This window comes from Variovorax sp. GW821-FHT09B05 (assembly GCF_059418265.1).
In genome coordinates this window covers 283,777-305,214 of sequence record NZ_JBWKPN010000005.1, presented here as the reverse complement: position 1 = coordinate 305,214, position 21,438 = coordinate 283,777, and the positions used below count along the sequence as shown (strand labels likewise).

The 21,438-nt window shown below is 67.2% G+C and carries 20 protein-coding genes; 18 read left to right on the top strand and 2 right to left on the bottom strand.

The annotated features are described in order from the left end of the window. Positions 1-25: 25 nt before the first annotated feature. From bamA to AC07RM_RS15610, 13 genes are all read left to right on the top strand, one after another. Positions 26-2,476 carry an outer membrane protein assembly factor BamA gene (gene bamA / locus AC07RM_RS15670; RefSeq protein ID WP_093342264.1) on the top strand — a complete coding sequence of 817 codons (2,451 nt, stop codon included), beginning with the start codon at positions 26-28 and terminating at the stop codon, positions 2,474-2,476. Further along, entirely contained in the window at positions 2,476-3,039 is a 564-nt protein-coding gene (locus AC07RM_RS15665; protein ID WP_093342263.1) for an OmpH/Skp family outer membrane protein, read from the top strand. Before bamA ends, AC07RM_RS15665 begins: the two co-directional genes overlap by 1 nt. A 14-nt stretch (positions 3,040-3,053) precedes the next feature. After that, positions 3,054-4,031 carry a UDP-3-O-(3-hydroxymyristoyl)glucosamine N-acyltransferase gene (lpxD, locus tag AC07RM_RS15660; RefSeq protein WP_495335123.1) on the top strand — a complete coding sequence of 326 codons (978 nt, stop codon included), beginning with the start codon at positions 3,054-3,056 and terminating at the stop codon, positions 4,029-4,031. Next, complete coding sequence (fabZ, locus tag AC07RM_RS15655) at positions 4,028-4,507, top strand: 3-hydroxyacyl-ACP dehydratase FabZ (protein ID WP_177239286.1); 480 nt, start codon at positions 4,028-4,030, stop codon at positions 4,505-4,507. Before lpxD ends, fabZ begins: the two co-directional genes overlap by 4 nt. Positions 4,508-4,517: 10 nt before the next feature. Next, positions 4,518-5,306: an acyl-ACP--UDP-N-acetylglucosamine O-acyltransferase gene (gene lpxA, locus AC07RM_RS15650; protein WP_093342260.1), complete on the top strand. Its 789-nt coding sequence runs from the start codon at positions 4,518-4,520 to the stop codon at positions 5,304-5,306. Between the two features lie 10 nt (positions 5,307-5,316). After that, on the top strand, positions 5,317-6,477 hold the full coding sequence (lpxB, locus tag AC07RM_RS15645) for a lipid-A-disaccharide synthase (RefSeq protein ID WP_296730098.1): 1,161 nt from the start codon (positions 5,317-5,319) through the stop codon (positions 6,475-6,477). After that, positions 6,449-7,174 carry a ribonuclease HII gene (gene rnhB, locus AC07RM_RS15640; protein ID WP_495318071.1) on the top strand — a complete coding sequence of 242 codons (726 nt, stop codon included), beginning with the start codon at positions 6,449-6,451 and terminating at the stop codon, positions 7,172-7,174. The genes lpxB and rnhB overlap by 29 nt, the downstream gene beginning before the upstream one ends. Positions 7,175-7,178: 4 nt before the next feature. After that, positions 7,179-7,964, top strand: a complete 786-nt coding sequence (locus AC07RM_RS15635) for a TrmH family RNA methyltransferase (protein ID WP_495335122.1) — start codon at positions 7,179-7,181, stop codon at positions 7,962-7,964. A gap of 232 nt (positions 7,965-8,196) precedes the next feature. After that, positions 8,197-9,405, top strand: coding sequence for a glutamine-hydrolyzing carbamoyl-phosphate synthase small subunit (carA, locus tag AC07RM_RS15630; protein ID WP_093342253.1), 1,209 nt, complete (start codon positions 8,197-8,199; stop codon positions 9,403-9,405). Beyond that, the gene (carB, locus tag AC07RM_RS15625; RefSeq protein ID WP_495335121.1) at positions 9,398-12,646 is read left to right on the top strand and encodes a carbamoyl-phosphate synthase large subunit; all 3,249 of its coding nucleotides are present in this window, start codon (positions 9,398-9,400) and stop codon (positions 12,644-12,646) included. The genes carA and carB overlap by 8 nt, the downstream gene beginning before the upstream one ends. Before the next feature lie 8 nt (positions 12,647-12,654). Next, the gene (gene kdoO, locus AC07RM_RS15620; protein WP_296776526.1) at positions 12,655-13,524 is read left to right on the top strand and encodes a Kdo hydroxylase KdoO; all 870 of its coding nucleotides are present in this window, start codon (positions 12,655-12,657) and stop codon (positions 13,522-13,524) included. Between the two features lie 64 nt (positions 13,525-13,588). Continuing rightward, entirely contained in the window at positions 13,589-14,068 is a 480-nt protein-coding gene (gene greA / locus AC07RM_RS15615; protein ID WP_057591673.1) for a transcription elongation factor GreA, read from the top strand. Between the two features lie 11 nt (positions 14,069-14,079). Beyond that, positions 14,080-14,499 carry a DUF4149 domain-containing protein gene (locus AC07RM_RS15610; protein ID WP_495335120.1) on the top strand — a complete coding sequence of 140 codons (420 nt, stop codon included), beginning with the start codon at positions 14,080-14,082 and terminating at the stop codon, positions 14,497-14,499. Positions 14,500-14,512: 13 nt separating this feature from the next. On the opposite strand, the gene AC07RM_RS15605 is transcribed toward AC07RM_RS15610, so the two are convergent. Together AC07RM_RS15605 and AC07RM_RS15600 are read right to left on the bottom strand one after the other, a co-directional pair. Continuing rightward, complete coding sequence (locus AC07RM_RS15605; RefSeq protein ID WP_495335119.1) at positions 14,513-15,271, bottom strand: glycosyltransferase; 759 nt, start codon at positions 15,269-15,271, stop codon at positions 14,513-14,515. A 2-nt stretch (positions 15,272-15,273) separates the two neighbouring features. Continuing rightward, the gene (locus tag AC07RM_RS15600) at positions 15,274-15,753 is read right to left on the bottom strand and encodes a YhbY family RNA-binding protein (RefSeq protein WP_093342246.1); all 480 of its coding nucleotides are present in this window, start codon (positions 15,751-15,753) and stop codon (positions 15,274-15,276) included. 87 nt (positions 15,754-15,840) lie between these two features. Between AC07RM_RS15600 and AC07RM_RS15595 the strand changes: the two genes are divergently transcribed. The 5 genes from AC07RM_RS15595 to AC07RM_RS15575 all read left to right on the top strand — a co-directional run bounded on the left by AC07RM_RS15595 (position 15,841) and on the right by AC07RM_RS15575 (position 21,406). Next, positions 15,841-16,503: an RlmE family RNA methyltransferase gene (locus tag AC07RM_RS15595; protein WP_495335118.1), complete on the top strand. Its 663-nt coding sequence runs from the start codon at positions 15,841-15,843 to the stop codon at positions 16,501-16,503. Positions 16,504-16,663: 160 nt separating this feature from the next. After that, positions 16,664-18,586: an ATP-dependent zinc metalloprotease FtsH gene (ftsH, locus tag AC07RM_RS15590; RefSeq protein ID WP_057591678.1), complete on the top strand. Its 1,923-nt coding sequence runs from the start codon at positions 16,664-16,666 to the stop codon at positions 18,584-18,586. A 71-nt stretch (positions 18,587-18,657) separates the two neighbouring features. Then, positions 18,658-19,512: a dihydropteroate synthase gene (folP, locus tag AC07RM_RS15585; RefSeq protein WP_495335117.1), complete on the top strand. Its 855-nt coding sequence runs from the start codon at positions 18,658-18,660 to the stop codon at positions 19,510-19,512. 77 nt (positions 19,513-19,589) lie between these two features. Beyond that, positions 19,590-20,927, top strand: coding sequence for a phosphoglucosamine mutase (gene glmM / locus AC07RM_RS15580; RefSeq protein WP_495335116.1), 1,338 nt, complete (start codon positions 19,590-19,592; stop codon positions 20,925-20,927). After that, positions 20,924-21,406 carry a GNAT family N-acetyltransferase gene (locus AC07RM_RS15575; protein ID WP_495335115.1) on the top strand — a complete coding sequence of 161 codons (483 nt, stop codon included), beginning with the start codon at positions 20,924-20,926 and terminating at the stop codon, positions 21,404-21,406. The genes glmM and AC07RM_RS15575 overlap by 4 nt, the downstream gene beginning before the upstream one ends. Positions 21,407-21,438: the final 32 nt, after the last annotated feature.

Below are 21,438 nucleotides of genomic sequence, written 5' to 3'. Positions count from 1 at the left end.
CTTTCCGCGCCGGATCAATTCACAGATGAACAAAAACTTCAGTCGCTTTCGCCTGCGTAGCGTTGCCGCACTGGTGGCCAGCACGCTGGCGGCCACGGCAGCCTGGGCCGTCGAGCCCTTCACCGTGCGCGACATCCGCGTGGAAGGCCTGCAACGCGTGGAGCCCGGAACGATCTTCGCGTCGTTGCCGCTGCGCGTGGGCGACACCTACAGCGACGACCGCGGTTCCGCCGCCATCCGCGCGCTGTTCGATCTGGGGTTGTTCAAGGACGTGCGCATCGACGTCAACGGCAATGTGCTGGTGGTGATCGTCGAGGAACGCCCGACCATCGCCGACGTCGATTTCGTCGGCACCAAGGAATTCGACAAGGCGGCGCTGCAGAAGGCGCTGCGCGAGGTCGGCCTGACCGAAGGCCGGCCCTACGACAAGGCCCTGGCCGACCGCGCCGAGCAGGAGCTCAAGCGCCAGTACGTGAGCCGCAGCCTCTACAACGCGCAGGTCGTGACCACCGTCACGCCGATCGAGCGCAACCGCGTGAACCTGACCTTCACGGTCACCGAAGGCGACTCGGCGCGCATCCGCGAAGTGCACATCGTCGGCAACAAGGACTTCAGCGAGAGCACGCTGCTCGACCTGTTCGACCAGGACAGCGGCGGCTGGCTCAGCTGGTACACCAAGTCGAACCAGTACTCGCGCGCCAAGCTCAATGCCGACCTCGAGACGCTCAAGAGCTACTACATCACGCGCGGCTACCTCGAGTTCCGCGTCGACTCGACCCAGGTCGCGATCTCGCCCGACCGCCAGGACCTGACGGTCACGGTCAACATCACCGAAGGCGAGAAGTTCGTCGTCGCGGGCGTCAAGCTCGACGGCAACTTCCTCGGCCGCGACGAAGAATTCAAGACCCTGGTCACGATCAAGCCGGGCGAGCCCTACAACGGCGAGCAGGTCACGGCGACCACCAAGGCCTTCACCGATTATTTCGGCACCTTCGGCTACGCCTTCGCACGCGTACAGGCCAAACCCGAGATCGACCGCACCAACAACCGCGTGACGCTGGTGCTGCAGGGCGAGCCCTCGCGCCGCGTCTACGTGCGCCGCGTGAACGTCGGTGGCAACACCCGCACGCGCGACGAAGTGATCCGCCGCGAATTCCGCCAGTACGAGGCTTCCTGGTACGACGGCGACAAGATCAAGCTCTCGCGCGACCGCGTGGACCGCCTGGGCTACTTCACCGAGGTGAACGTCGAAACCCAGGAACTGCCGGGTTCGCCCGACCAGGTCGACCTGCTGATCACCGTGGCCGAGAAGCCCACCGGCTCGCTGCAGCTGGGCGCCGGCTACTCGAGCGCGGAGCGGGTCTCGCTGACCTTCGGCATCCAGCAGGAAAACGTGTTCGGCTCGGGCAACTACCTGGGCCTGCAGGTCAACACCAGCAAGTCGAACCGCACGATCTCGGTGACCACCACCGATCCGTACTTCACCAAGGACGGCATCTCGCGCACGATCAGCGTCTATCACAACACGACCCGCCCATACAACACGGCGGTCGACGGCGACTACCAGCTGGTCAACCAGGGCGCCTCGATCCGCTTCGGCGTGCCGTTCAGCGAACTCGACACTGTGTTCTTCGGCATCGGCGTGGAGCGCTATGCCTTCAACGCCAAGAACACCTACGCGTTCCTGACCCCGAACTCCTACCGCAACTACTTCGGTTGCACCACGCGTCCGATTCCCAGCCTGGTGCCGGGCCTCAACTTCGACGTGATCGACGGCTGCTCGAACGACAGCGTCTGGGGCATCCCGCTGACCGTGGGCTGGGCGCGCGACGACCGCGACAGCGCGCTGGTCCCGACCAAGGGCCGCCTGCAACGTGCCAACCTCGAGGTCGGCATCGGCGGCGACATGCGGTACTTCAAGACCAACTATCAGTACCAGCAGTTCTTCCCGATCAACAAGCAGTACACCTTCGCGATCAACTCCGAAGTCGGCTACGGCAAGGCGCTCGGCGGCAAGGTCTACCCGATCTTCAAGAACTTCTACGCCGGTGGCCTGGGCTCGGTGCGCGGCTTCGAACAGAACTCGCTCGGCCCGCGCGACGTGCCGCTGCTCGGCCAGACCGAAGGCGCTGCGCTCGGCGGTACCAAGAAGGCCATCTTCAACGCTGAACTCAGCACGCCGTTCCCCGGCGCCGGCAACGACCGCACGCTGCGCCTGTACGGCTTCTTCGACGCCGGCAACGTGTTCGGCTCGCGCTCGGCCGGCCTCACCGACGAGCAGTGGAAGGCTTCGAAGAAGATCCGCGCGTCGGTCGGCCTCGGCATCAGCTGGATCTCCCCGCTCGGCCCGCTGCGGATCGCCTACGCCGTGCCGGTGCGCCAGCAGAAGGAAGTGCAGGACCCGAACACGGGCGTCATCCTGATCCCGAAGGATAGAATCCAGCGCCTGCAATTCCAGATCGGAACCTCTTTCTAATGACGCATTTGATTCGCGCCGCGGCAGGCGCGTTGCTGATTCCCGCGATGACATGGATCGCGGCGCCTGCATGGGCGCAGGCGCAGGAAACATTTCGTATCGGCTTCGTCAATCCCGACCGCGTGCTGCGCGAGGCGCAGCCCGCGAAGGCGGCCCAGGCCAAGCTCGAGGCCGAGTTCCTCAAGCGCGAGAAGGACCTGACCACGCAAGGCGATGCCCTGAAGGCCGCGTCCGAGAAGTTCGAGCGCGAGGCCGCGGCCCTGCCCGAGAGCCAGCGCAACGCACGCCAACGCACGCTGATCGAGCAGGACCGCGACTTCCAGCGCCGCCGCCGCGAGTTCCAGGAAGACCTCAACGCCCGCAAGAACGAAGAGCTCCAGCAGGTCTACGACCGCGCCAACCGTGTGGTGAAGCAGGTCGCCGAAGCCGAGAAGTACGACGCGATCCTGCAGGAAGCGATCTACATCAACCCGAAGCACGACATCACCGACAAGGTGATCAAGGCGCTCAACGCCTCGGTGAGCACGCCGTCGTCCGCTTCCTCGCCCACGGGCGGCAAGTAACGCCGCGTACCGGCGTGGCACTGCAGCTAGGAGCCATCGTTGACGCCCTCGGGGGCGAGCTTCGTGGCGATGCGACGCTGTCCATCGAGCGCTTGTCCCCGCTCCAGAATGCACAGCCCGATGCGCTCAGCTTCCTGAGCCATCCCAAATACCAGCAGGAACTCGCGGCCTCCAAGGCCGGCTGCGTGATCGTGTCGCCCGCGATGAGCGAGGCGGCGGCCGCTCGCGGCGCCTGCATCGTCACGCCCGACCCCTACCTGTACTTCGCGCGGCTCACGCAGCTGTGGAAGGCGAGCCATGCGCGGCCCGAGGCCGAGCGCATCCATCCCTCGGCCGTGGTTGATCCCGAGGCCCAGGTCGATCCCACGGCCCGCATCGGCGCACTGTGCGTGATCGAGCGTGGTGCGCGCATCGGTGCCGGCACGGTGCTGAAGTCGCGCGTCACGGTGAGCGAGGACTGCACGATCGGCGAGCGCTGCCTGCTGCACCCGGGCGTGGTCATCGGGGCCGACGGCTTCGGCCTCGCGCCGAGCAAGGAGGGCTGGGTCAAGATCGAGCAGCTGGGCGCGGTGCGCATCGGCAACGACGTCGAGATCGGCGCCAACACCTGCATCGACCGCGGTGCGCTCGACGACACCGTGCTCGAGGACGGCGTGAAGCTCGACAACCTGATCCAGATCGGCCACAACGTGCGCGTCGGCCGCAACACCGCGATGGCGGGCTGCGTCGGCGTGGCCGGCAGTGCGACCATCGGTGCCAACTGCACCTTCGGCGGCGGTGCCATCGTGCTGGGCCACCTGAGCGTGGCCGACAACGTCCACGTGTCCGCCGCCACCGTGGTGACACGCTCCATCCGCAAGGCCGGCCAGTACACCGGCATGTTCCCCATCGATGACAATGCGACCTGGGAAAAGAACGCTGCAACGCTCAAGCAGTTGCACAGCCTGCGCGAACGACTGAAGGCGCTGGAGAAGGCTCCCTCCCAACAATGAAGACGATGCAGGAACAGACCACCATGACGACGACGCTCGACATCCATCAAATCCTCAAGCTGCTGCCGCACCGCTATCCTTTTCTGCTGGTCGACCGCGTGCTGGACATGGAGAAGGGCAAGCGCATCACGGCGCTCAAGAACGTGACCATGAACGAGCCGTTCTTCAACGGCCACTTCCCGCACCGTCCGGTGATGCCCGGCGTGCTGATGCTCGAAGCCATGGCGCAGGCCGCGGCGCTGCTGTCGTTCCGTTCGCTCGACATCGTGCCCGACGACAACACCGTCTACTACTTCGCCGCGATCGACGGCGCGCGCTTCAAGCGCCCCGTGGAGCCGGGCGACCAGCTCACGCTGGAGGTCGAGATCGAGCGCATGAAGGCCGGCATCTCGAAGTTCAAGGGCCGGGCGCTGGTGGGCAGCGAGCTGGCCTGCGAGGCATCGCTGATGTGCGCGATGCGCCAGATCAACGCCTGACGATCGGCGCATGACGCAGGTTCATCCGACGGCCATCGTCGATCCCAAGGCCGAGCTCGACCCGTCGGTCGCGGTCGGTCCCTATACCGTGATCGGTCCGCACGTGCGCATCGGTGCGGGCACGACCATCGGCCCGCACTGCGTGATCGAGGGGCGGACCACCATCGGCCGCGACAACCGGATCTTCCAGTTCGCCTCGCTCGGCGCGATCCCGCAGGACAAGAAATACGCCGGCGAGCCGACCGAGCTGGTCATCGGCGACCGCAATCTGATCCGCGAGTTCTGCACCTTCAACCTCGGCGTGCCGGGGGCGGGTGGAGTGACCCGCGTGGGCCACGACAACTGGATCATGGCCTACACCCACATCGCGCACGACTGCCATGTCGACAACCACACGACGCTGGCCAACCAGACCACGCTGGCTGGTCATGTGCACCTGGCCGACTGGGTCACGATCGGCGGGTTGACCGGCATTCACCAGTTCGTTTCGATCGGTGCCCACGCGATGGTCGGCTTCGCCAGCGCGGTGTCGCAGGACGTGCCGCCTTTCATGCTGGTCGACGGCAATCCGCTGGCGGTTCGTGGCTTCAACATCGTGGGGCTGCGTCGGCGCGACTTTTCGGCCCAGCGGCTCGCGGCGGTCAAGCAGATGCATCGCCTGTTGTACCGCCAAGGCAAGACGCTCGATGAGGCGCGCGCGGGCATTGCCGCGCTGGCCGCCGAGATGCCGGAGGCGGCCGAGGACATCGCGTTGATGGAATCCTTCATCGCCAACTCGACGCGCGGCATCGCGCGCTGAGGTGAGGGCGATGCAGAAGGACGCACAGCGGCCCGAACCGCGCCGTTTTGCGCTGGTCGCGGGCGAGGCTTCGGGCGACCTGCTCGCGGGCCTGCTGCTCGACGGCCTTCGGGCGCGCTGGCCCGATCTGCAGACCGCCGGCATCGGCGGCCCACGCATGCTGGCGCACGGTTTCGAGAGCTGGTGGCCGCAGGAAAAGCTCGCGGTGCGCGGCTACATCGAAGTGCTGCGCCACTACGCCGAGATCGCGGGCATCCGGCGCCAGCTCAAGGCGCGGCTCTTGCGCGAATGGCCCGAGCTCTTCATCGGCGTCGACGCGCCCGATTTCAACCTCGACCTCGAGGCCGGCCTGCGCGGCCGCGGCATGAAGACGGTGCACTTCGTCTGCCCATCGATCTGGGCCTGGCGGCCCGAGCGCATCGAGAAGATCCGCGCCGCGGCCGACCACGTGCTGTGCATCTTCCCGTTCGAGCCCGAGCTGCTGGCCTCGCAGGGTGTGCAGGCGAGCTACGTCGGGCATCCGCTGGCCAACGTGATTCCCATGACGGTCGACCGCGCGGCGGTGCGTGCCTCGCTGGGCCTCGCGCCCGACGCCCAGGTGGTGGCGCTGCTGCCGGGCAGCCGGCGCTCCGAGGTCCGCTATTTGGCGGCCCGCTTCTTCGAGGCCGCCGCGCTGATGCGCAAGGCGCGGCCCGCGCTGCGCTTCGTGGCGCCGATCCTGCCGGGCCTGCGCGCCGAGGTCGAGGCGCTGCTGAAGGCCAGCGGCCTGGGCGACGCGGTGACGCTGCTCGACGGCCAGTCGCATGCAGCGTTGTCCGCCTGCGACGTCACGCTGATCGCCAGCGGTACCGCCACGCTCGAGGCGGCACTGTTCAAGCGGCCGATGGTCATCGCCTACAACATGAACAGCCTCTCGTGGCGGATGATGCAGCGCAAGCAGCTCCAGCCCTGGGTCGGGCTGCCCAACATCCTGTGCCGCGACTTCGTGGTGCCCGAATTGCTGCAGGAAGCCGCGTCGCCCGAGGCGCTGGCCCAGGCCACGCTCGAATGGCTCGACGCCCCCGAGCGGGTGCGCGCGCTCGAGGCGCGTTTCGCCGAACTCCACGTGCAACTGCAGCGCGATACGCCGACACTGTGCGCCGATGCGATCCAGAAAGTTCTTGAAGGCTGAACAGGCGCCCCTGGCCTGGGACGCGCCTGGCCTGCTGGCGGGCGTGGACGAAGCGGGACGCGGTCCGCTGGCCGGGCCGGTGGTGGCCGCGGCCGTGATCCTCGACGACCAGCGCCCGATCCGTGGCCTGGCCGACTCCAAGACCCTGACCGCGCTGCAGCGCGAGCGCCTGCACGACCAGATCATGGCCCAGGCGCTGTGCTGCTCGATCGCGCAGGCCAGCGTGGAGGAGATCGACACCCACAACATCCTGCAGGCGACCATGCTGGCGATGCGCCGCGCGGTCGAGGGCCTGCGCCTGAAGCCGGCCAAGGTGCTGGTGGACGGCAACCGGCTGCCCCAGCTCGACGTGCTGGCCGAGGCCATCGTCAAGGGCGACGCGCGCGTGAAGGCGATCTCGGCCGCGTCGATCCTGGCCAAGGTGCACCGCGACCGGCTCTGCGAGCAGCTGCACCAGGAGTTTCCGCACTACGGCTTCGCGGGCCACAAGGGCTACGGCACGCCCGAGCATCTCGAGGCCCTGCTGCAGCATGGCGCCTGCGTGCACCACCGGCGCTCGTTCAGTCCGGTGGCGGCCGCGCTGGCGCGCATGGCGCCGGCGGTGCCGGTCGTTCAGGTCGCCCAGGTCGAATCGCCGCTGCCCGCTGTGTCGGTGCAGACCCAGGTCGTGGCCATCGAACTGCGCCCGGCGCCCTGATCCGATGACCACGCCCGCCGGCCCGAGCCGCATCAGCTCGCGCGACAACCCATTGCTCAAGGACCTGCGCAAGCTGGCGCAGGATCCGGGCGCCTACCGCAAGCTGGGCCGCATCTGGCTCGAAGGCGACCATCTGTGCCGCGCGGCGCTGGCGCGCGGCGTGACGCCGGCGGTGGCCGTGTTCTCGCTGTCGTTCTGGCCGCAGGCACCGGTCGAATGGTCGCGCGATGCCACCAAGACGGTGGTCGTCGACGACGAACTGCTGAAGGCGGCGAGCGGGCTGGAATCGCCGGCGCCGATGGGCTTCCTGCTCGAGCTGCCCGAACGGCCCGCGGTGCTGCCCGAGGCGCCCACCGTGGTACTCGACCGGCTGCAGGACGCCGGCAACGTCGGCTCCGTGCTGCGCAGTGCCGCGGCCTTCGGCTTCCAGCAGGTGATCGCGCTCAAGGGCACGGCGGCGCTCTGGTCGCCCAAGGTGCTGCGCGCCGGCATGGGCGCCCATTTCGGCCTGCGGCTGATCGAGGGGGTCGATGCCGCGGCGCTCGAGGCGCTGGCGGTGCCGCTGGTCGCCACAAGCTCGCACCGCGGAGACTGGCTGCACGAGGCGAAGCTGCCGCATCCCTGCGCCTGGCTGCTGGGCCACGAAGGTCAGGGCGTGTCGGCCGCGCTCGAGGCGCTGGCCACGCACCACATCCGCATCGCGCAGCCCGGGGGCGAGGAGTCGCTCAACGTGGCCGCGGCCGCCGCCATCTGCCTGCACGCCAGCGGCGCGGCCACCCTGAAAAGATAAGAAACATTCTCAGTTGCCCGCCGGGTTCATGCCATTGACGCATGGCTGGTGTACGGGCAAGCGAATCTTCATGCCCCGCGAGGCAAGAGGCGACGGCCGCCGGGCTACAATCGGGGGCTTACTCGCAAATCAGCGTCGCCCGGCCGCATTCCACGCCATCTTCCCCTTAAGCAGCAGTCCCAAGGCTTCAAAGCCCTGGATGCCGGGCGACCGTAACCATCCGGAGAACCCAGTGCTTTTGTCTCTCAAGGGAAGTTTCCCGCCCGCCATCCTGGCGCTCGCAGACGGCACGGTCTTTCAAGGCAACTCGATCGGAGCCACCGGCTCCACCGTCGGTGAAGTGGTGTTCAACACCGCGATGACCGGCTACCAGGAAATCCTCACCGACCCGAGCTACTGCCAGCAGATCGTGACGCTCACGTATCCGCACATCGGCAACTACGGCGTCAATCCCGAGGACATCGAAGCCGACAAGATCCATGCCGCGGGCCTCATCATTCGGGACCTGCCGCAGATCGCCTCCAACTTCCGCCATACCGCGACGCTGTCGCAGTACCTGGTGGAGGGCAAGACCGTCGCCATCGCCAACATCGATACCCGCAAGCTGACCCGCCACCTGCGTACGCACGGCGCGCAGAACGGCTGCATCCTGGGACTGGCCGAAGGGGAAGCGGTCACCCAGGCGCTGATCGACAAGGCCATCGCCGCCGCCAAGGCCGCGCCGAGCATGGCCGGCCTCGACCTCGCCAAGGTGGTGTCGGTGCAGCAGACCTACGAGTGGACCGAGACCGAGTGGAAGCTCGCCAACTCGAACGGCAAGCCGGGCTATGGCGTGCAGATCACGCCGCGCTTCCACGTCGTGGCCTTCGACTACGGCGTCAAGAAGAACATCCTGCGCATGATCGCCCAGCGCGGCGCGCGCATCACCGTGGTGCCGGCCCAGACGCCCGCGGCCGACGTGCTCAAGCTCAAACCGGACGGCATCTTCCTGGCCAACGGTCCCGGCGACCCGGAGCCCTGCGACTACGCGATCAGCGCGGTCAGGGAACTGATCGAGACCGGCATCCCGACCTTCGGCATCTGCCTGGGCCACCAGATCATGGCGCTGGCCTCGGGCGCGAAGACCTTCAAGATGAAGTTCGGCCACCACGGCGCGAACCATCCGGTCAAGGACCTCGACAGCGGCCGCGTCAGCATCACGAGCCAGAACCACGGCTTCGCGGTCGACGAGAAGTCGCTGCCGGCGAACCTGCGCCCCACGCACGTGAGCCTGTTCGACAACACGCTGCAGGGCCTGGCCCGCACCGACAAGCCGGCGTTCTGCTTCCAGGGCCACCCCGAAGCCTCGCCCGGCCCGCACGACATCGGCTACCTGTTCGATCGCTTCACGGCACTCATGGAAAAGAACAATACGGAAAAGACGGAGAAAGAGCATGCCTAAGCGCACAGACCTCAAATCGATCCTCATCATCGGCGCCGGCCCGATCATCATCGGCCAGGCCTGCGAGTTCGACTACTCCGGCGTGCAGGCGTGCAAGGCGCTGCGCGAGGAGGGCTACAAGGTCATCCTGATCAACAGCAACCCCGCGACGATCATGACCGACCCGGCCACGGCCGACGTCACCTACATCGAGCCGATCACCTGGCAGACGGTCGAGAAGATCATCGCCAAGGAACGCCCCGACGCGATCCTGCCGACCATGGGCGGCCAGACCGCGCTGAACTGCGCGCTCGACCTCTGGCGCAACGGCGTGCTCGACAAGTACCAGGGCGCGGCCACGGGCAAGCCGGTCGAGCTGATCGGTGCCACGCCCGAAGCCATCGACAAGGCCGAGGACCGCCTGAAGTTCAAGGACGCGATGACCAAGATCGGTCTCGGGTCGGCGCGCTCGGGCATCGCGCACACGATGGACGAAGCCTGGGCCGTGCAGAAGACGCTCGGCTTCCCGACCGTGATCCGCCCCAGCTTCACGCTCGGCGGCACCGGCGGCGGCATCGCCTACAACCCGGACGAGTTCGAGACCATCTGCAAGCGCGGCATCGAAGCCTCGCCGACCAACGAGCTGCTGATCGAGGAATCGCTGCTCGGCTGGAAAGAGTACGAGATGGAAGTCGTGCGCGACAAGGCCGACAACTGCATCATCGTCTGCTCGATCGAGAACCTCGACCCGATGGGCGTGCACACCGGCGACTCGATCACCGTGGCGCCCGCGCAGACGCTGTCCGACAAGGAATACCAGATCCTGCGCAACGCCTCGCTGGCCGTGCTGCGCGAGATCGGCGTCGACACCGGCGGCTCGAACGTGCAGTTCTCCATCAACCCGAAGGACGGCCGCATGGTCGTCATCGAGATGAATCCGCGCGTGTCGCGTTCGTCGGCGCTGGCCTCCAAGGCCACCGGCTTCCCGATCGCCAAGGTCGCGGCCAAGCTGGCCGTGGGCTACACGCTCGACGAGCTGCGCAACGAGATCACCGGCGGTGCCACGCCCGCGTCGTTCGAGCCCTCGATCGACTACGTGGTCACCAAGATTCCGCGTTTCGCCTTCGAGAAATTCCCGCAGGCCGACTCGCGCCTGACGACGCAGATGAAGTCGGTGGGCGAGGTGATGGCCATGGGCCGCACCTTCCAGGAATCGTTCCAGAAGGCCCTGCGCGGCCTCGAGGTGGGCGTGGACGGCCTGAACGAGAAGACGCAGGACCGCGAAGTGCTCGAAAAGGAACTGGGCGAGCCCGGACCCGAGCGCATCTGGTACGTGGGCGATGCCTTCGCGATGGGCCTGAGCGTCGACGAAGTGTTCGCGCTGACCAAGATCGACCCGTGGTTCCTGGTGCAGATCGAGGAGATCGTGAAGATCGAGCTCGAGCTGGAAACCAAGTCGCTCGACGACATCGACAAGGACACGCTGCTCGCGCTGAAGAAGAAGGGCTTCTCCGATCGCCGGCTCGCCAAGCAGCTGAAGACCACGGACACGGCCATCCGCGAGAAGCGCCGCGCCCTGGGCGTGCGCCCGGTCTACAAGCGCGTCGACACCTGCGCGGCCGAGTTCGCGACCAACACCGCCTACATGTACTCGACCTACGAAGACGAGTGCGAGGCCGATCCGACGGACAAGAGGAAGATCATGGTGCTCGGCGGCGGTCCGAACCGCATCGGCCAGGGCATCGAGTTCGACTACTGCTGCGTGCATGCCGCGCTCGCGATGCGCGAGGACGGCTACGAGACCATCATGGTCAACTGCAATCCCGAGACCGTGTCGACCGACTACGACACCTCGGACCGCCTGTACTTCGAGCCGCTGACGCTCGAGGACGTGCTCGAGATCGTCGACAAGGAAAAGCCGGTCGGCGTGATCGTGCAGTACGGCGGCCAGACGCCGCTGAAGCTCGCGCTCGACCTCGAGGCCAACGGCGTGCCGATCATCGGCACCTCGCCCGACATGATCGACGCGGCCGAAGACCGCGAGCGCTTCCAGAAGCTGCTGCACGAACTGCAGCTGCTGCAGCCGCCGAACGCCACCGCGCGCACCGAGGCCGAAGCCCTCGAGAAGGCCGCGGCCCTCGGCTATCCGCTGGTGGTGCGCCCGAGCTACGTGCTCGGCGGCCGCGCGATGGAAATCGTGCATGAGCAGCGCGACCTCGAGCGCTACATGCGCGAGGCGGTCAAGGTCAGCAACGACTCGCCGGTGCTGCTCGACCGCTTCCTCAACGACGCCGTCGAATGCGACGTCGACTGCCTGCGCGACGCCGAGGGCCAGACCCTGATCGGCGGCGTGATGGAGCACATCGAACAGGCCGGCGTGCACTCGGGCGACTCCGCCTGCTCGCTGCCGCCCTACAGCCTGTCGGCCGAGACCGTGGCCGAGCTCAAGCGCCAGAGCGCCGCGATGGCCAAGGCGCTGAACGTGGTCGGCCTGATGAACGTGCAGTTCGCGATCCAGCAGAAGGACGGCAAGGACGCGATCTACGTGCTCGAAGTCAATCCGCGCGCCTCGCGCACCGTGCCCTACGTCAGCAAGGCCACCGGCATCCAGCTCGCCAAGGTGGCAGCACGCTGCATGGCGGGCCAGTCGCTCGCGTCGCAGGGCGTGACGAAGGAAGTCACGCCGCCGTACTTCAGCGTGAAGGAGGCCGTGTTCCCGTTCGTCAAGTTCCCGGGCGTGGACACCATCCTCGGCCCCGAGATGAAGTCGACCGGCGAGGTGATGGGCGTGGGCAAGACCTTCGGCGAGGCCTTCGTGAAGTCGCAGCTCGGCGCCGGCACGCACCTGCCGAAGTCGGGCAAGGTCTTCATCTCGGTGAAGAACAACGACAAGACGCGCGCGGTGGAAGTCGCGCGCGGCCTGTCGCAGCTCGGCTTCGTGCTGATCGCGACCAAGGGCACGGCCGCGGCCATCAATGCCGCGGGCATCGAATGCGCGACGGTGAACAAGGTGACCGAAGGCCGCCCGCACATCGTGGACATGATCAAGAACAACGAGATCGCGCTGGTCATCAACACGGTCGAGGAACGCCGCAACGCGATCACCGACTCGCGCCAGATCCGCACCTCGGCGCTGCTGGCGCGCGTGACCACCTTCACCACGATCTTCGGCGCCGAAGCCGCGGTCGAAGGCATGCGCTACATGGACGACCTCGACGTGATCTCGGTGCAGGAGATGCACGCGCAGCTGGCCACGGCCTGAGCCTCGCCATGGAAACGCAGCTCGTCGAACTGGCACTGAACGACTGGAACGCGGCCACGCCCAACGAGGCGTGGATCGCGGAACTCGAGGCCGGCAAGGTGCTGTACTTTCCGCGGCTGGGCTTCGAGCTGCTGCCGCAGGAACGCGCGCTGCTCACGCCCGCGCTGCTGTCGCCCGACGTGCGCAACATCAGCCTCGATGCCAACGGCAAGCTCAAGGGCGCCGTGGGCGACGAGGCGGTGCAACGGCTCGCGGCCGGCATGGTCGGGCGCTTTCGCGCACAGGCGCAGCAGCTTATCCACGGGCTGCTGCCGCACTACACGCCCGCGCTGCGGCTCGCGCCCACCAGCTACCGCCCGGCGCAGGTCGAGACGCGCGTGCAGTCGTGGCGCGCCGACGACCGGCGGCTGCACGTCGACGCCTTTCCCTCGCGTCCCAACTACGGCGAGCGCATCCTGCGCGTGTTCACCAACGTCAATCCCGACGGCGCGCCGCGCGTGTGGCGCGTGGGCGAGCCCTTCGAGGACATCGCGCGCCGCTTCCTGCCGCGCGCCAAGCCCTATGCGCGCTGGCAGGCCAGGCTGCTGCAGGCGCTGCACGTGACCAAGTCCTTCCGCAGCGAATACGACCACCTGATGCTGCAGCTGCACGACGGCATGAAGTCGGACCTCGACTACCAGAAGACCTCGCCGCAGGAGAACGCCGAGTTCCCGCCCGGCTCGGTCTGGGTGTGCTTCTCCGACCAGACCTCGCACGCGGTGATGGCCGGGCAATACATGCTCGAACAGACCCTGCACCTGGACGCGGCGAAGCAATACAATCCCGCTTCGAGCCCGCTCGCCATCCTGAGCCGGCTGACCGGACGACCTCTCGTTTGAGAGCCTTCCCCCATCGACCGCCGAACGGCAGCGTTCGGCGGTTTCGCTTTATGGAGAACGATATATGGCGACAACCATCCCCATCACCAAGCGCGGCGCGGAGAAGCTGCGCGACGAACTGCGCCGCCTCAAGACGGTGGAGCGGCCCGCGATCATCAATGCCATCGCCGAGGCACGCGCCCAGGGCGACATCAGCGAAAACGCCGAGTACGAAGTCGCCAAGGACCGCCAGGGCTTCATCGAGGGCCGCATCATCGAGATCGAGGGCAAGCTCTCGGCCGCGCAGGTGATCGACCCGACCGAGCTCGATGCCGGCGGCAAGGTGGTGTTCGCCTCCACGGTCGAGCTCGAGGAAGAGGACAGCGGCGATCCGGTCAAGTACCAGATCGTGGGCGAGGACGAAGCCGACCTGAAGCAGGGCCTGATCAACGTGTCGAGCCCGATCGCGCGCGCGCTGATCGGCAAGGAAGAGGGCGACAGCGTCGAGGTGCAGACGCCCGGCGGCCTCAAGCGCTACGAGATCGTGGCGGTCAGCTACCTCTGAGTGGCATCGCGATGAAAGACCGTGTCGCGCTGATGCTGGCCGCCCTCTGGTGGGGCAGCCTCACGACCATCGGCTTTCTCGTCGTGCCGATGCTGTTCGCGCGGCTCGGCAATCCCTCGGTGGCGGGCAACTTCGCGGCGCAGCTGTTCGAGGCCCAGAGCTGGATCGCGCTGCTGTGCGGACTGATCCTGCTGATCCATTTCCGCGCCAAGGCCGACGACGGCATGACCGCGCCGGTGCTGACGGCCCTGTTCCTGGTGCTGGCCGCCATGCTGCTCGCGCTGCTGCAGCAGTACGCCGTGGCGCCGCGCATCGTGGCGCGCGAGAACCTCAAGCTCTGGCACTCGGTGGGCAGCGGCATGTACCTCGTGCAGTGGCTGTGCGCCAGCGTGCTGCTCTGGCGCATGAGCGGCGGCCAGCGGCCGCGCTGAAGTCCGGAAGGACCTACTCGGTCCAGTGCTCGGCGACCCAGTGCGCCGGGCGGATGTAGCGAAAGCGCCGGTTGCGCCGGCCGGCCAGCGCATCGGGCGGGTTGACCTCGCCGTGAAACACCATGATCCGCGCGTCCTGCGGCACGAACGGCGCCTTCCAGTAGTTGGAGGGCCAGGCCGGGATGCCGTGGTACTTGAAGCTCGGGCACCAGCCGTCGGGCCAGTAGGCCAGCTTGCCCTGCTTGTGCAGCACGTCGGACAGGTAGGTCTGTTCGTTGCGGTACTGGGCCTGGACCTTGTCGAGGTTGGCACGGAAATAGCCGAGCACGTCGGCATGCGCGCCGAGTTCGAAGCGGTAGACCGAGGAGTTGCCGGTGATGCGGCCGCGCCGCCAGAAGCGGTCGTAGTCGCGGATGATGAGGAAGTCGCCGGGCTGCTCGAAGAAGGCATCGAGGCTGCCGACGATCACCACGTCGAGATCGAGGAAGAGGGCGGTGCCGCGCAGGCCGTGCAGGTCGGCCTCGAAGGTCGTCAGCTTCTTCCAGGCGCCGTCGCGCTGGCCCGGTGCCAGGTGCAGGTTCAGCGGCGGGATCGGCAGGCAGCTGACCTCGGGCCGTACGCCCTGACCGTCGTCGGTCAGGCAGACGAAGCGGAAATCGCCGCTCAGGTGGCGGCGCACCATGGCGTAGAGGCGGTTGACGTACTCGGCGCCGTACTTGGTGCCCCACTTCATGCAGAGGATATGGCGCGTGGCGCCCTGTGCTGGCGCCAAGCTCAGTCCGCCTGGTTGCGCTTCTTGGCCGACAGCGGCCGCTTGGCCTTGGCGCGCTTGATCGTGCCGCCGGGCGTGAGACGCTGGTTGCCGAGCACGCGCAGGGTCTTGATCTCGGGGCGCTGGCCGCCGCGCTTGCTGTACTTGACGATCTTCACGTCGCGCGGGCCGGGCATGCGGTCCTCGTCGACGACGCGTTCCTTCTCGGGCTTCGGACGCCACAGCACCAGCAGCTTGCCGATGTGCTGGATCGGGGCGGCATCGAGCTCGTCGGCCAGCTCCTGCAGCATCGCTTCGCGCGCGGCGCGGTCGTCGGAGAAGACGCGCACCTTGATGAGGCCGTGGGCCTTGAGGGCCGCATCGGCCTCTTTCTTCACGGCAGGGGTGAGCCCGTCGCCACCGACCATGACGATCGGATCCAGGTGGTGAGCTTCGGCGCGGTGCACCTTGCGCTCGGCAGGGGTAAGTTGAATGGCGGGCATCCCCGTATTATCGGACGTAGATCAGCACCTCCACGAGCCGAGCCGCCGGCCCCCGAAGAAACCGGGGCCCGGCACCCAGGCCAATCCATGAGCACCAAGGCGAAGTCCAACAAAGTCAACAAGGCGTGGTTGCACGACCACATCAACGATCCCTACGTGAAACTGGCCACGAAGGAGGGCTACCGCGCCCGCGCGGCCTACAAGCTCAAGGAAATCGACGAGGCGCTGGGCCTCATCAAGCCCGGCCAGCTGGTGGTCGACCTCGGGTCGGCCCCAGGCGCCTGGAGCCAGTACGTGCGCCGGCGCATGTCGCCGGGCGGGGCCGCCACGGGCGCGCTCGAGGGCACCATCGTGGCGATCGACATCCTGCCGATGGAGCCGATCGAGGACGTGAACTTCCTGCAGGGCGACTTCCGCGAGGACAGCGTGCTGGTGCAGCTCACCGAGGCGCTCGGCGGCCGCAAGGCCGACGTGGTGGTGTCGGACATGGCGCCCAACCTCTCGGGCATCGAGTCGGCCGACGCGGCGCGGATCGCCCACCTGATCGAGCTGGCCATCGATTTCTCGCAGCACCACCTCAAGCCCGAAGGGGCGCTGGTGGCCAAGCTGTTCCACGGCAGCGGCTACGACCAGCTTGTGAAGCTCTTCAAGGCCCATTTCCGCATCGTGAAGCCGTTCAAACCAAAGGCTTCGCGCGACCGATCGTCCGAGACCTTCATGGTCGGAATCGGCTTGAAAACCGGCGTCTGATACGCGTTGATACCGAAAACCGCCCAAACCCTTGTCAGGCTATGGCTGCTTTAGGGAAATCCGAGCTTTTCGCAGCTTGAAAAGCCTAAAATGGGGCGCAACTGCGTACCCAAGCGCGTATTTTCATCTTCCCGTCACGCGCTTTCGACTGGAGCTTCGTTTGAACAATCAGTGGTTTTCCAAGGTTGCCGTCTGGCTTGTCATCGCGATGGTGTTGTTCACTGTGTTCAAGCAGTTCGACACCCGCGGCGCCGCCGGCGCAGGCAATATCGGTTATTCCGACTTCCTTGAGGAAGTTCGCGGCAACCGCATCAAGAGCGCCACGATCCAGGAAGGCCAGGGCGGCAGCGAGATCGTCGCGATCACCAACGACGACCGCAAGATCCGCACCACGGCCACCTACCTCGACCGCGGCCTGGTCGGCGACCTGATCGCCAACAACGTCAAGTTCGACGTCAAGCCGCGCGAGGAGGGCTCCTTGCTCATGACCTTGCTGGTCAGCTGGGGCCCGATGCTGCTGCTGATCGGCGTGTGGGTCTACTTCATGCGACAGATGCAAGGCGGCGGCAAGGGCGGTGCCTTCAGCTTCGGTAAGAGCAAGGCGCGCATGATGGACGAGAACAACAACACCGTCACCTTCGCCGACGTCGCGGGCTGCGACGAGGCCAAGGAAGAGGTGCGTGAAGTCGTCGACTTCCTCAAGGACCCGCAGCGCTTCCAGAAACTCGGCGGCCGCATTCCGCGCGGCCTGCTGCTGGTCGGCCCGCCCGGCACCGGCAAGACCCTGCTGGCCAAGTCGATCGCCGGCGAAGCCAAGGTCCCGTTCTTCTCGATCTCGGGTTCCGACTTCGTCGAAATGTTCGTCGGCGTGGGCGCGGCCCGCGTGCGCGACATGTTCGAGAACGCCAAGAAGAACGCCCCCTGCATCATCTTCATCGACGAAATCGATGCGGTGGGCCGCCAGCGCGGTGCCGGCCTCGGCGGCGGCAACGACGAGCGCGAGCAGACCCTCAACCAGATGCTGGTCGAGATGGACGGCTTCGAAACCAACCTCGGCGTGATCGTCGTGGCCGCGACCAACCGTCCCGACATCCTCGACGCCGCACTGCTGCGTCCGGGCCGTTTCGACCGCCAGGTCTATGTCACGCTGCCCGATATCCGCGGCCGCGAACAGATTCTCGGCGTGCACATGCGCAAGGTCCCGCTGGGCCAGGACGTGAACCCGAGCGTGATCGCGCGCGGCACGCCCGGCATGTCGGGTGCCGACCTGGCCAACCTCTGCAACGAAGCCGCCCTGATGGCCGCCCGCCGCAATGCGCGCGTGGTCGAGATGCAGGACTTCGAGAAGGCCAAGGACAAGATCTTCATGGGCCCCGAGCGCAAGAGCATGGTCATGCCCGAGGAAGAGCGCCGCAACACGGCCTACCACGAGTCCGGCCACGCCCTCATCGGCAAGCTGCTGCCCAAGTGCGACCCGGTCCACAAGGTCACGATCATTCCGCGCGGCCGCGCCCTCGGCGTGACCATGAGCCTGCCGGCGCAGGACCGCTACAGCTACGACCGCGAGTACATGCTGAACCAGATCAGCATGCTGTTCGGTGGCCGCATCGCCGAGGAAGTGTTCATGCACCAGATGACCACCGGCGCGAGCAACGACTTCGAACGTGCCACCAACCTGGCGCGCGACATGGTCATGAAGTACGGCATGAGCGATGCGCTCGGCCCGATGGTCTATGCCGAGAACGAAGGCGAAGTGTTCCTGGGCCGCTCGGTCACCAAGACCACGAACATGAGCGAGCAGACCATGGAAAAGGTCGACTCCGAAGTGCGCCGCATCATCGACGACCAGTACGCGCTGGCGCGTCGCCTGATCGAGGAGAACAGCGACAAGATGCACGCCATGGCCAAGGCCTTGCTCGAATGGGAAACCATCGACTCCGAGCAACTCGACGACATCATGGCCGGCAAGGAGCCGCGCCCGCCCAAGGACTGGACGCCGCGCACGCCCCCCTCGGGCAGCAACGGTGGCGGCAACGGCGGCACGCCGGCCGTGAATCCGGAACCTTCGCCGACCGCCGCCTGAGAAGTGCGTCTGGCATCAAACAGCAACGGGGCCTCAGGCCCCGTTTTCCATGTTCGGGCCGTCGCAGCCGCATGACGACGCTTCCGATCATGTCCGTCTGGCAGACCTCCCGCTTCACGATCGACCTCGCGCAACCGCGCGTGATGGGCATCGTGAACGTCACGCCCGATTCCTTCTCCGACGGCGGCGCCCACGCCTCCACCGCGGCCGCGCTGCGCCACTGCGAGCAGTTGCTGAAGGAGGGCGCCGACATCCTCGACATCGGCGGCGAATCCACCCGACCCGGCAGTCCTGCCGTGCCGCTCGAGGCCGAACTGGCGCGCGTGCTGCCGGTGGTACGCGAGGCGGTGAAGCTCAACGCACCGATCTCCATCGATACCTACAAGCCCGAGGTCATGCGCGCGGTGCTCGACCTCGGCGCGGACATCGTCAACGACATCTGGGCGCTGCGCCAGCCTGGCGCGCGCGAGGCGGTCGCCGCGCATCCGTCGTGCGGCATCTGCCTGATGCACATGCACCGCGATCCGCAGACCATGCAGGCCGCGCCGATGGACGGCGAGGTCGTGCCGCAGGTGCTGGACTTCTGGCGCGTGCAGCTCGACGCTCTGGGCGCCCTCGGCATTGCGCCCGCGCGCATCACGCTCGACCCCGGCATCGGCTTCGGCAAGACCGTGGCGCAGAATTTCGCGCTGCTCGCCCGGCAGCGCGAGCTGCTCGGCGCGGGCCATCCGCTGCTGCTGGGCTGGTCGCGCAAGTCCTCGATCGGCGCCGTCACCGGCATCGAGCAGGCCGCGCAGCGTAGGGTGCCCAGCGTGGCCGCCGCCGTGCTCGCGGTCGATCATGGTGCTGCCATCGTGCGCGTGCACGATGTGCGCGACACGGTCGCCGCGCTCGCGGTCTGGCGTGCGATGAAGGCCGCCGCATAGCCATCGGATTGCCACGGCAGCCGGGCCAGGTTTCCCCCAAAAATATTCCTTCAAACATCCCGAGAAAAGACAAGAACATGACTCGCAAGTACTTCGGCACCGATGGCATCCGTGGCACCGTCGGCCGTTCGCCGATCACCGCCGACTTCGTGCTGCGCCTCGCGCACGCGGTGGGGCGCGTGCTCAAGAAGACCGAGACCCGGCCCACCGTGCTGATCGGCAAGGACACCCGCATCTCGGGCTACATGCTCGAGTCGGCGCTCGAATCGGGCTTCAACTCGGCCGGCGTCGACGTGGTGCTGCTCGGTCCGCTGCCGACCCCGGGCGTGGCCTATCTCACGCGCGCGCAGCGCGCCAGCCTCGGCGTGGTGATCAGCGCGAGCCACAACGCCTACCCCGACAACGGCATCAAGTTCTTCAGCGCGCAGGGCACCAAGCTCAGCGACGAATGGGAGCTCGCGGTGGAAGCCGCGCTCGAGGAAGACCCGGTCTGGGCCGAGTCGGCCGGCCTGGGCAAGGCGCGCCGTCTTAATGACGCGGCCGGCCGCTACATCGAGTTCTGCAAGAGCACCTTCTCCAACGACCTCACCTTGCGCGGCCTGAAGCTGGTGGTCGACGCGGCCCATGGCGCGGCCTACCAAGTGGCGCCCGACGTGTTCCACGAACTGGGCGCCGAGGTACAGAGCATCGGCTGCACGCCGGACGGCCTCAACATCAACGACGGCTTCGGCGCCACGCACCCCGAAGCCCTGATCGCCGCCGTGACGGCCCAGAAGGCCGACTACGGCATCGCGCTCGACGGCGACGCCGACCGGCTGCAGCTGGTGGACGCCAGCGGCCGTCTCTTCAACGGCGACGAGCTGCTCTACCTGATGGTGGCCGAGCGCATTGCGCGCGGCAACAAGCCGGCCGGCGTGGTCGGCACGCTGATGACCAACAAGGCGGTCGAGGTGGCGCTGCGCGGGCAGGGCATCGAGTTCGTGCGCGCCAAGGTCGGCGACCGCTACGTGCTCGAGGAACTCGAGAAGCACGGCTGGCTGCTGGGCGGCGAAGGCTCGGGCCACCTGCTGGCGCTCGACTGCCACACCACCGGCGACGGCATCGTGAGCGCGCTGCAGGTGCTGCAGGCCTGCGTGCGCAGCGGCAAGAGCGTGGCGCAGCTGCTCGAAGGCGTGACGCTGTTCCCGCAGACGCTGATCAACGTGCGCCTTTCGCCCGGCCAGAACTGGAAGGACAACGCAGCCCTGGCCAGCGAAACGAAGCGCATCGAGGCCGAGCTCGGCGATGCCGGCCGCGTGCTGATCCGTGCCAGCGGCACCGAGCCGCTGCTGCGCGTGATGGTCGAGGCACGCGACGCGCAGGTGGCCGAGGCCAGCGCCAGGCGCCTCGTGGCCACGGTGGAAGGCGCGAAGTGACGATCGAGGTCGTGCTCGCCGACTACCGCGACGCCGCGCAGGCCGCGGCGCTGGTCGAGCTGCTCGACGGCTATGCGCGCGATCCGGCCGGTGGTGGCACGCCCCTGAGCGCGCAGGTGCGCGCCGACCTGCCGGCCGCGCTCGCGGCACGGCCGCAGGCCTTCAGCGTGCTCGCCTACGACAACGGCCAGCCGGTCGGACTGATCAACTGCGTGGAGGGCTTCTCGACCTTCGCCTGCCGCCCGCTGGTGAACGTGCACGACGTGGTCGTGGCGCCCAGCCACCGCGGCCAGCGGCTCGCGCAGCGCATGCTCGAGAAGGTGGAGCAGGAGGCCCGCGCGCGCGGCGCCTGCAAGCTCACGCTCGAGGTGCTGTCGGGCAATGTGTCCGCGCGCAAGGCCTACGAGCGCGAAGGCTTCGCCGACTACCAGCTCGACCCGGCCTTCGGCAGCGCGATGTTCATGCAGAAGAAGCTCTGAGCCTTCTTCACGGGCGGCAGAAAAAAAGGGCG